The 12456-nt window shown below is 42.4% G+C and carries 5 protein-coding genes; all 5 read right to left on the bottom strand.

What is annotated here, in order from left to right; all coding sequences use genetic code 11:
* Nucleotides 1-4 precede the first annotated feature (4 nt).
* The 5 genes from atpE to BO18_RS28625 all read right to left on the bottom strand — a co-directional run bounded on the left by atpE (nt 5) and on the right by BO18_RS28625 (nt 12235).
* Nucleotides 5-223: an ATP synthase F0 subunit C gene (atpE, locus tag BO18_RS28645; RefSeq protein ID WP_034452061.1), complete on the bottom strand. Its 219-nt coding sequence runs from the start codon at nt 221-223 to the stop codon at nt 5-7.
* Between the two features lie 106 nt (nt 224-329).
* Nucleotides 330-1016, bottom strand: a complete 687-nt coding sequence (locus BO18_RS28640) for a F0F1 ATP synthase subunit A (RefSeq protein WP_034452059.1) — start codon at nt 1014-1016, stop codon at nt 330-332.
* A 2-nt stretch (nt 1017-1018) separates the two neighbouring features.
* Nucleotides 1019-5029 (bottom strand): hypothetical protein, encoded by a 4011-nt coding sequence (locus BO18_RS28635; protein WP_034452057.1) that lies wholly within the window; start codon nt 5027-5029, stop codon nt 1019-1021.
* Between the two features lies 1 nt (nt 5030).
* A complete protein-coding gene (locus BO18_RS28630) occupies nt 5031-7505 on the bottom strand; it encodes an MMPL family transporter (protein WP_034452055.1) in 2475 nt (824 codons plus the stop codon).
* A 113-nt stretch (nt 7506-7618) separates the two neighbouring features.
* Nucleotides 7619-12235, bottom strand: coding sequence for a hypothetical protein (locus BO18_RS28625; RefSeq protein WP_034452053.1), 4617 nt, complete (start codon nt 12233-12235; stop codon nt 7619-7621).
* Between the last annotated feature and the right edge of the window lie 221 nt (nt 12236-12456).

Here is a 12456-nt window from a genome sequence, read left to right as displayed (position 1 = left end):
TCTATCATGAGAAAAGAATGATCATAATAGCAACAACGAATCCATAAATAGCTGTAGCCTCGGCAAGGGCGCAGCCAAGAACCAGAAGTCTCATGATCTTGCCGTCCGCCTCGGGCTGTCTTGCGCAGGCGTCAGTTGCCTTTGCAGTTGCAAAGCTGATACCGATACCGGCTCCAATACCTGTGAATGCTGCAATAGCTGCTCCTAAAGCTGTCATGTTCATATTACCCTCCTTTGTTAATGTAGAAACTCTTCACTATGCTCGAAAGAACCTCGCTAAGTGAAAGTTTCAGGTTCGCACTAGCTTCGAAAGGACCTCAGCAAGTGCTCTACTCTTCAACTGCCTCTTTAATATAAAGAGACGTCAGGAAACAAAATACATAGGCCTGAATGGCACCGTCAAACAGGTCAAAATAAATTGACAAAGCTGCAGGAAGCAAAACAGGAACAACATGCTTCATAAGCTCCATGATAACTGTGGCCCCTAAGATATTACCGAAAAGTCGCATGCACAGTGATAGTGGTCTTATCAGCAGCTCTAAAAGGTTCATGGGAAGTACGGCTGCCATAGGCTTTAGAAAGCTCTTCAGCCATCCTCCCGGTCCTCTTTTACGGATTCCTGCTATTTCCACCAGGACAATACTCATGATTGAAAGACCTATTGTCACATTAAGGTCCATGGTAGGAGGTGTGAAGCCAAAGAGCCCCACCATGTTGGAAATAGCTATAAAGACAAGTACAGTCACGATGTAGTCGCAGTACCCGGCTGCCTCTTCTCCAAGAATCCCGCCCATGATTTTTCTAAGGCCAAGAACTACGCTTTCTAAAGCCGCCTGGCGCTTTGAAATATTATGGACCTTAAGATTGCTGGTAAGAAGAATCACCAGTATTGTCACCACCAGTATCATGCCCCAGGTAACAACCACAGACTTATAGATGTCAAAAAAGCCGTTACCAAAGGGTACATGGATAAAGGTCTTGTCTTCCATCAACAGTTCATTCAGAAGTTCCTTCATGATCAGTCTTCTTTCTTATCTTCGCTTGTTTCTTTGTTATCTGCGTCCTTGTTTTCTTCTTCGTTAGTATTTTCTTCGTTCTTATTTTCTTCGCCGTTTTCTTCGGGTTTTAATTCGTCCTTAGAATCATCATAGAAGAGCTGTTCCTTATTTTCAATTCTCTCTGATACTTTGATGACCAGAACATTAAAGATCTTTGGAACTTTTCCTCCATGTCTCTTTATGACATTTACAATGACGATCAGAATAATGATAAGGATCAGTAGCGCTATAGCGGCTATTATTATTACTGTAATAGCAGCATTTTTTGCACCTTCAATACTTACTGATAACGTAAAGTCATTGCCGTCAACGTTATAGGTTGAATATCCTCCCATGGTTCCAGTTTTTTGAAGGGCCGTTCTGGTATCACCTTCAACAAGATAAAGAACAGGCTCAGTATTCAGAAAACCTCCAAAAACATTAGCAAGTTCAGCATAGTTATTTATTGCCTTAAACCTGATCTGATGGCTTGTTTGCCCATCATTAGGAACAGTAACCTTCATAGTTTCAAAGTTATCCAGATGAGCAGAAACGGAATCATCTGTAACGTATACTGTCTTATCTACTATGAGTTTGTCATCATCTTTAAATTGTCCGTCAACAAGCAGTTCAGACTGATATAAGGAATCAGATACATTCTCCTCTGAAAGAGTTGTCCTGTAACGTTTGTAGGTTGCAGTTATAGTCAGGTCTGTAGTAAGCTTATCAACCTCTGTGATATCCCATACCGGGTAAAAGCCCTCTTTATTTCTTACTCCGGGATAATCCTTTTCTGTGAGGCTGTCACCATATTTCATGATAAGCCTTCCAACCTTCTCTTTTCCTCCCTCCAGATCCTCATCCTCAAGTACAAAGTTCACGTTGAGGTTGCTGAATTCATAAGGAAGTTCCCTGTATACTTCTTCGGCTTGTTCTCCATTATCATTGCCGGTTGAAAGAGATATAACCTTGGCCTTTTTCTCTTCCTTCTTTTCCTTATCCTCAGTCTCTTCCTCAATAATTCTGAAGACTGTGTTATTCTGTACGGCGTCGTAGCTAATAGGCTCGGCCTTTTTGCTGTAGCTTACTCTGTCTATACCTGAAAGGTTATCACTTACAAAGAAGTTACTTCTTACTTCTCCGTTTTCAGATATATGTCCTGCTATAGCCCCGCTCCAGTCTGGTTCTCCGTCAATGCTGACAATTGTGAGACAATCCTTGATGTTCTTACCATCTCCAACTACTCCGCCAACATAGGAATCACCGGAAAGCTCACCCTTGGCATAGGACTCAACAATATATCCGATAGATGATCCGGAAACTCCACCAACGTAACCTGCTGTAGTAGATTCAACCTTAGAATAGCTGCCGCAGTTAAGGATTGTACCCATATCCTGACGACCACATACACCACCGGCATAGTTCTTTTGGCTTATAACATCACCATAATTCCTGTTGTCCCTGAGAACACATCTGGTCAGGTAGGAACTGTTGATGCCTGAATCCTTGAGACCCGTCACATCACTTTCTTTATCAAAATCATACTCTATTGCCATGGTTCCGGCTATACCGGAAATGTCGATGTCACCTTCACATAATCCGAAATTGAAGCAGGAATCGATGGTTGCATCAGTTGTAAACTGAGCTTCCTTAAGAGAATCATCACTGAACATATTGGTGTAATCCTTCTCAAGGACTCCATCTAATGCGTCAGTATAAAGGTTAAGTATGTTATTAAAGTCGTCATTAACGCCCTGAAGGTCATTTACCAGAACTCCTGTGGCGTTGTTTACCTCGGAATTAAGAAGTCCGAAATTATCGTTCATAGCAGCCAAATTATCCGCAAGGCTTGTGGTGTGCTGCTTGTACTCTGCGGAAAACTGAGGAAAAGTGATCGAGCCTCTTCCTGCCACGTCTTTAATGATATTCTTGGTCTGTTTGCCTGCTTCTCCAAGGCTTCCAACTGATGAATCCAGATTATTCAGAGCTGACTGAGCGTCTTTTCTTGTGGAATCAGACATCTCACCTATATGGTTGATGTATACCTTAGAAATAACAGCATATGCACTTCCTACTTCTTCATCGTAGTAGTAGTTACCTGTCGTAGGATTTATTCCCTTATTGTAAGGAGGAATAGGGCTTTCATAATTAGTTTTGGCATAAGTATCACAATCAGAAGCCGCAGCAGTTTCAACATTCGTTTGAAGAGCCTGATCCGCTGTCTTCCTTGAATCTGAGGAATCCGTTACAGGGAATACCACGCCATCAGTACTATGTTTCCATGAACCAGGTGTATCTGCTCCTGCACCTGTTTTAATATCACCAGCGGACCATCCGGTTTCACTGACTACATTTCCGGAAGAATCAACATAAACAAGATCACTTCCAGCACCCCTCAGGCTTACCATTTCAAGGTTGTAATAAGTTCTATGAGACTCACTAACTCGGTTTTCATACTGTGTTGCTGCAGCATTTAGAACAGTCTTTGAATTGGTATACTGTATTTTTTCATCACTGCCATCCTTTAGATAGGTCTCAATGTTAAGGTCGTTTATGGCACTTCTTATATCTTTTCCGGATTTCTGAGCACTGGAAAGTGCGCTGTTGGTATTATCCAGAGCTCCCCCATCCTTGGAAGCCTCAGCCATAACATATTCTACTCTGGAAAAAGCTTCGCTTGTGGCACCGGAAACACCATTGGCAAAGTCCACGGTTTCACCTGCAAGGAATCTTGTATCCTCCACAGCCTGTCCTGTAAACTTCTGGATTATGGCAAGTCGGGCACTGACAACGTCAGACTGATTCTTGGTGTCATTTAATGTGGCAGAAACAGAGTCGTGAAGCTTAGCCACAGCCTGCTGGAGCTGGTAGCCCACATCAGTTGCAAAGTCAATGGTAATATAGGGCTCTGCCTGGCCTACTATTCCACCAACATCTTTTCTTCCCTTAATTCGCCCGTTATTTGAGCAATTGGCAAGATAGCCTGATTGTCTTCCTGCAATTCCACCAATGTTATAGCCTACATGCTCGTAGCCCACTTCACCGTTGTTGATACACCTTGTAATAATTCCTATGGAAACGCCTGCAATGCCACCTATGTCAGTAACAGTAACATCAGCATTTGCTTCCTCATCGCTCTTATTAAGACCATTTCTTATGAGATTAAGAACAGTATTGAGCTTCTCCATGGAGTCAATGGTGATCTCAGTATCTGTGTTTGTCGTGTTTACCAGAGCTTCATTCCTGCAATTAGCTATATTTCCGTCATTCTTTCCGGCTATACCACCAACAAAGTGAGTGCCACTGACAAAGCCTTCACAGGTACAAAATCTTATGTCTCCGGTAAGCTGGTTGATACCTGTAATTCCACCTATATAATCCTTTCCGGAAACCACACCCTTATAGCTGCAGCCACTTATAATGCCATTGTTTTCACCGCAAAAGCCGCCAACTATGGTGGTATTTCCTGTAGGCATCACTGAACCGGAAACGTTAAGATTCATAATGACAGCATCCTTTCCCACATGAGTGAAAAATCCCACGTAGGAAAGACCGCTCTTTAAATTAACCTCTGAAACAGTATGTCCCTGGCCATCAAAAATACCATCAAAAGAGGGAATTCCTTTAAAGTCCTTTCCCACAAGGCTGATATCCTGCATAAGGACAATCTTTTTATTGGCAGACCAGGTATCCAATGAGCAGTTGTTTACCATTGCCATGAAGTCTTCAGGGCTACTTATCCTGATTTCTTCCATAGTCTCAGGAATTGTAGCCTGCACTTCATCATGGATATCCGCATCCACATCTACTTCTGCCTCAATGGCTTTATCCTGCGTTCCAGTGGAGAAGTTTTCAACACCTAAAAGATTCTCCACTACTGCATCTTTTTCTGTAGTCTCATTATCAGTGCTCTCATTTTCGGCAAAAGAGCTAACGGAAAAAGTTGTAAATAGTAAGCCAGCCAGAAGGGCAGCAAATACTCTCTTCTTCATATTACACGCCCTCCGTTCCTGCTTCATCCGGTATTTTCTCGCCGGTATCTTCATCAAGCATCTTAACATCACCATTCTCAATATATGCTGACACATTACCTCTGACTACAGCATGAACTACACCATTGATGTTACCTTCGATCCTGCCTCGAACAATACCATCAATACGCATAGCTCCGGCAATCTGCTTGGTCTGGAAAGGCGCATTCATAACAAAAGCAGTAAGTTCAATGACCTTATCACCCACCAGAAGGATCTGTGGAAGAACAAACATAGTAACCATAATGGAAATAATTGTTCCTCGTCCAAGACATTTTCCGATTCCATAGATTGCACAGTCAGAAGTCATCTTACCGATAAGTGTTCCTGCTACAGCAAGCATGGTTCCTGAGGTAATGATTGTCGGGAAGGAAAGATTCATGGTATCAATGATGGCATCTCTTTTACCCATGGTTTCTCTAAGCTCAGTGTAACGACCTGCTATAACGATGGCATAGTCGATGTTGGCACCCATCTGAATAGAACTAACAATAAGGTATCCAAGGAAGAACAGATTGTCATGGAATACCGCAGGGAAAGAGAAGTTGACCCAGATACATCCCTGAATAACAGCAATAAGTAGCACAGGCATTCCGGCAGACTTGAAGGTGAAAAGAAGTACAACAAGTACGGCAAGAATTGAAATTACAGAAGTGACTGTGTTATCTCTGGCAAAACATTTCTTCAGGTCATACTGGCTGACAGACTCTCCTACTACATAGATCTTATCTTCTTCATAGTAGCGCTCTGTGATGTCATGGAGCTTATCAATGAAATTAAAGGTCTCTTCCGACTCCTGGGGAAGGTTAAGGTAAACCAGGATACGGGAATAATCTTCGCCCCTTAGCTGTGCCTTGGCAAAGTTCATCATCCTGTTAGCATCTTCAAGCTTTTGCATCAGTTCATCGTCAAGGGTTACATAGCCTTCCTTGACCTCCTGATATACAAACATGAACATGTCAATAAGGGGAACCTTGTAGTTGGCAAGACCATTTACAGCCTTGGCGTAATCTTCATCATTTACAGCATAGGCAGCATAAACAAGCTCAGCCACCTCATAGTCAATGTCTAAAAGCTCCGAGAACTGTCTGGGACTCAGCTTTTCTGTTAAGGTATATCCTCCAATAGCTTCTGTATTAGCTAGTCCGGTAACGGAAGTTACTTCTTCATAGCCAAGAAGGTCGTCAATGAGTTTTTTCTCAATGTCATAATCCTTGGCTGGGAAAACAAGTGCCACCATGTTGTCTGAAGGAAACACGTCGTTCTGCATGTTCTGAGCCTTCTGAACTTCATTTATAAGAGGTGGTGTGATCTGTGAATAGCCATAAACATAAGGAGTTCTGGCAGAGAGTCTGTTAGCAACAATTATGACGATAACAAAAAGTGGTGCTATCACATATCTTGAAGCATAAGCAAATTTGCCAACAAAGGGGATCTGAGGAATGAAATTCTTGTGCTGTGTCTTTTCCATGGGCACAGCGAACACCATGATAATTCCGGGCATAAGAAGGAATACTGATAAAAGGCTGAGCAAAATAGCCTTAATAAGGACAATACCCATGTCACTTCCTATTCCAAACTGCATGAACAGCATGGCTATAAGACCGCCGATGGTGGTCAGGGAGCTTCCGGAAATCTCAGGGATGGATTTGGACAAGGCAAGAATACAGGCTTCACGGGAAGGTAATGACGCATGTTCCTCCTTATACCTGTTTAGGAAAATTACAGCATAGTCCACGGAAAGGGCCAACTGAAGCACTATTGTTACGGAATCAGATACAAAAGAAATTGTACCAAGAAGGAAGTTTGTACCCATCTGCACAAGGGCAGCTGAACCAAAGGTAAGGAGCAGCACCGGAACCTCTGCATAAGCCTGGGAGGTCAGCAAAAGAACTGCCACAACAATGATAACAACCAGAACAGAGATAACAGACATCTCTTTATCGATAAGTTCTGACTGGGTATCACCAAGAGTAGTTGAAAGATATGAATCATAGGGTTCAAAATACGCCCTGACCTGATCCAAAAGAACCAGACATTGTTCTTCGTTCTCATCATAGTCAAAGGTAATATTGAAAAGAGCTGAGCCATTATTATAGTATTTCTCTGAATCATCCATATCCACAGAGAACACACCATCCATAGCTACAAGCTCATCCTTTATTTGCAGAGCCTGATCATAGGAAATATTGGCAACCATAGCTTTTACGGAGCCATAAGTGGTAAACTGCTCTTCCATCAGGTCAAGACCAAGTCTTGTTTCAGAAGTTCCCGGAAGATACTTGTCCAGCTTATTTTCAACTCCAACCCAATTGCGAGATATTACCGAGAATATGCATAATATCGCATATATCAGAAAGAAAAGACTGCGCTTATCAACAATGAAGGCGCAGATTTTGAGCATCACGCTGTTTCCAGCTTTTTCGTTATTATCCATTCCCCCACTTCCCCATATAGCAAAAAATTATCTACAAAATTGTATTTATTATACACCTTTTAGTTTATTTTTACTATACGAGGACAATATATTGTGGTTTATGGATTATTTAATTATCTCTTACGTTTTCTAAGAAGCTCTTCTACACCAATTCCAAGTGCAGATGTGGCAGTTGCAAGACTTACAAGACCTACACCTGACTTGCGAGCATTCTTTTTGTCGTAGACAGAAGTTATAGTTTCCTCCTGAATAGAATCAGCAACTTTAGCAACAATTTCTCTTGGCTCAGGACCCTCAAGTTTTACAGTCTCAGTCTCAGTTTCAGTTTCCATAGCATAATCACTTATGGAATCTGCCATAGCAACCTTATTATCCTCGATGATCGTAATGCTCTGATCAGCGACAGGTGTTACAGTGATCTTCTCAGTAACATCAATGAAGCTTGTTCTATCATTTTCTGAAAATTGTGCAGCTTCAGATTTTACTTTTTCTTCACCAATTACTTTATTCAGCTCAGCTGCCTTTCTTGCCTGCTCCTCTACAAGAGCTTCAGCTGCCTTCTGCGCCTCAAGCTGAGCCTTCTCAAGGTTAGTCTTTGCTGTTTCATAAGACTGTCTTGCTGCTGCAAGGTGAGATGCAGCTTCATCATAGGCCTTCTGAAGGGCGTTTATTGCTTCTGCGCTAGCCATCTCCTTAGTCTTAAGGGACTTAAGAGACTCTGCCATAGCCCGGAGCTGATCATACGCCTCCTGAACCTTTGAAAGCTTATCCTGAGCAGCCTTGTTTGCCTCTGTTACAGCTGAGATCTTATCAACAGCCTCAGCAGCAAGATCTGCCTTTGCTCCTGCCTGGCTCTTTGCCTCCTCAAGGTTTGCAATAGCCGCCTCACTCTTCTTAGTTGCAGTTTCAACAGCTGCATCTGCTATAGCCTTTGATATCTTAGCATTTTCAACTGATTCTGAAAGTCTTGTTGCTTCCTTATCTGCTGCTTCCTGATCAGCCTTAGCAGCCTCTAAGAGTTCCTCAGCCTCAGCAACAGCTGCATTAGCCTCAGCAAGGGCTTTCTCTTTAGCCGCCTTTGTCTCTTCTGCAGCCTTAAGTGACTCCTTGGCACTCTTCAGCTCCTGCTTAGCTGTTTCACGTTCCTCTTTTGTTGTCTGATGGTCATTCTTTGCTGCCTCATAAGCAGCCTGCCTGGAATCACGGATAGCAATTGCAGACTCAGCTTTCGCAGCAGCCTCTTCGTATGCTTTCTGAAGATCGTTCTTAGTTGTAGTTGCTTCCTCAAGAATCTGCTGTGCAGCATCCAGGTCATCCTGCCTGTCGCTTGCAGCCTTCTGTGCATTAGAAAGTTCTGTCTCCAAAGCTGAAACCTTGTCACCAGCTACCTTCTGATCCTCAATTGCTGTTTCAAGATTTGTCTGAGCCTTATCAGCTTCTGTCTTTTTGCTTTCAGCATTATCGTTTGCTGACTTAAGGGCCTTGCTTGCGCTTTCCTGGAGTTCCTTTGCAGCCTCGAGATTTCCTTCTGCCTCTGTGACAGCTTCCTGGGCGCTTGTAACAGCCTCATCAGCTGATGTCTTAGCTTCTGTAGCCTTTGTCAGCTTGTTCTGAGCTTCAGTTACTGCTTTATTTGCATTTTCAAGAGCCTCGTCAGCTACACTCTTGTTCTTTTCTGCTGTTGCAAGTTCACTAACTGCCTTATTATACTCACCTGATGCAGTTTCTGCTTCTTCAGATTTAGCTCCATAGGTGCTAACAGCATTGAGCCAAGCTGTCTTCTTTTCATCAGAAACTCTTTCAGCCTCATCTAATGTTTCCTGAGCTCTCTTAACACGAGCCTGGGCTGAGTCCTTTGTTGAAGCAGCGTTATTATATACATTCTCAGCAACCTGTAAATCAGATGTTGCCTTTTTAGCTGCAAAGTTTGCCTCCTCAAGGTTAGATGCTGCTGTTTCAGCTTCCTTTGAAAGAGTTGAAACAACTCCTGCAGCTTCATTTGCCTTCTGTAAAAGATCAGCTACATTCTGCCTAATCTCATCAGTAATGGCTGCTGAAGCAGCATCAAGCTCACTCTTAAGCTGCTTTCCTGTTTCGTAGTCTTCAAGAGCCTGATTAGCCTCATCGAGCTTTTCCTGGGCAGTTCTTACGATACGGCTGTAGTCATCATCCTTCTTAGTGAAGGTCACTTCGTTAAAGTACTGTGCACCCTTACTCTCAAAGGCGATGGTGTTGTAGTCTATTCCTTCACTATCCCTATAGTGCTCAGGATATTTTAGTTTTTTCTTTGTTACCTCGATATGATCTGCTTCGTGGGACCAGGTATTAACATTTCCGTTAGCAAAATATGAAATGTAATCATAATACTCTGTAATCACTTCACTTGAATTCTTAAGTGAATAGGTAACCTTTACATGGTTGTTGTCCCAGCCGTTTACAGGATGGATCCAACCGGAGAACTGGATTGAATCCATGTCGATATTGTCAATTTCCTGGTAGAACTTATACTTGATAAGAGACTCAGCAAGGGCATCGTTCTGAGTCCAGTACTGTTCAGTTGATGTAACTTTTGCAACCTCAGCCTGGCGAGCTTCAATATCATCTGTAAGTGCCTTAAGAATCTGACTTGCTTGGAACTGTGCCTCTGCCTCAGCAACTATTTTCTTAGCATCTTCGATAGCCTGCTCGAGCTCACTTTTATTAATCCCCTCATACTTGGCTTTTATTGCATCGTACTTATTCTGGGCAGTTGTAAGAGCATTCTCAAGGCTATCAAGGTTTTCCTTCGCATTGCTATAAGCAGAATCAGCACTTGCCTGAGCTGCCTTAGCTTCTGAAAGTTTCTGGTCAGCTGCAGTCTTTGCATCCTGAGCACTCTTCAAAGCAGTGTTCGCATCTGAAAGAGCGTTAACTGCATCATTCTTGTTGTTTGTTGCTGTCTCCAGAGCATTTTCGGCAGCATCTAATGCAGACTTAGCAGTAATTGATTCTACAGAATTATCACCAAAAATCCTTACAGCTTCTTCATAAGCTTTTACAGCCTCATCTCTATTTGTCTCAGCTTCTTTTAATGCATCTTCTGCATTTTTCTTATTTGTTATAGCATCTGCCTTAGCTGACTGCGCTTTTGAAAGTGCATTTGCTGCATTTGTTACATTACTTGTAGCAGTGATCAAATCAGCATCAGCCTGATCCTTTGCAGCTGTTTTCTCTTCAAGATCAGCCTGAGCCTGTTCCTGTTTTCCCTTAGCTGTTTCAAACTCGTTATTGGCAGTAGTTAATGCACCTTCTTTTTCCTTCACTTCACTGTTCGCACTCTCAAGGAGCTTACGAGCTTCTGTTACTTTCTCAGCTGCTGCAGCATACTGTTTGTCAGCCTCTTCCTTTGCAGCCTTCATATTTACTACAAAATTGTCAGCATTTGTCTTAATAATAATTGCATCATTAAGCTTAGCTTCAGTATCTGCCACAACTTTATTGGCAGCAGAGAGTTCTTTTTCTGCCTTCTCAACAGACTTGGATGCTTCATTAAGCTTCTTCTCAGCGCTGCTTAAAGCTCTTTTTGCATCTCGCTCCAGGCCCTGATTTGTGCTTAAGCTCTGACTTGCTTTATCATATGCTGCCTTTGTTTCCTCATGCTCTATCTTAGCTTTAGCCTCTGCTTCTACTGCAGCATCAAGGATATCCTTCTTTTCGCTCTGGGCTTTTACCGCTGCTTCATAAGCTGCATTTGCTTCATCAGCTTCTTCCTGTGCCTTCTGGGCAGCAGCCTGTGCTTCTTCAAGATCTGCATCTGCCTGTGATACAGCTTCCGCCTTAGCAGTAGCATTTTCCTGTGCCTTAGAAAGCTCATTTTCAAGGCCTGAAAGAGTCTCTGACTCCTCCTTTGCCTTTTCTGTAGCAGCTTCAAGCTCATCTGCTGCTTCGTTCTTTGCCTGAATAGCCTCAGCATAAGAATCTTCAGCTGCCTTAGCTTCATCTGACTTATTCTCAAGTTCCTGCTTTGCAGTTTCTACTGTCTCCTGAGCGTCGTTTGCTGCCTTCTGAGCCTCTTCAAGGTTAGAAAGAGCTATTGCAAGAACCTGTGCTGCATCTCCTGCAAAAACAGTGTTGCCTTCCTCATCTACCTGATCAAGGCCATACTGCTGCTTTAATGCAGTAAGCTTGTCCTCAGCCTCTTTTACCTTATTAGAAGCCTCCTCATAAGCTGAGTTTGCTGCATCAAGCTTATCCTTTGCAGCCTGTGTATCCATGGCGGCTCTCTCAACAGCTTCCATGGCTGCATCAACATCTTCCTCAGAGTCCTTTGCATCTGATGCTGCATCCCCAGCCCACATAGCGTAGCGGTTAGCATTTTCAACTGCATCCTCATTTACTGTCTCGTTGTATTCTTCAACAGCCTTTTTAGCTTCGTTATTTGTCTTTTCAAGATCCTGAACAGTGCTGTTTACAACATCAATAACATCAGAAATACCAGAAAGCTCATCACTGTCAGATGCGTTATTAACAGCTTCCTGGGCCTTTGAAATCTCATCATAAACTTCCTGATAGTCAGAAACCTCTTTTTCAGAAACAGCATCTGTATCCTGTGTAGTTTCAGGTACATCTGTTGAAGGAGTATCATCCTCTAAATTTGCTGCCAGTGCAGTTACAGGCTGAGAAAGCATGCTGGCACTAAGTGCGATAGAAAGAGCTCTGATTATCTGTTTGTCAAATTTCTTATTCTTCATCTTTTTCCTCTGTTAATCAATACAAAACACTGTTATAGAAAAATAATTTCAAACTATATTTTTAGTTACCTTCGATTTTCCGGCTAAGTATAATATCATAAAAAAAATCACAATCAACATTTTTATAGTCGGTTGTGATTATCTTTATAATTATTTTATAATGTTTATGATTTATTTATAATTTTTTCACTGAAACGATTTCGAAAGCGAAATAATATCAC

The organism is Butyrivibrio sp. AE2032 (genome assembly GCF_000702965.1).
The sequence above is the reverse complement of the archived record's forward strand: the minus strand, read 5'-3'. Positions and strand labels throughout refer to the sequence as shown.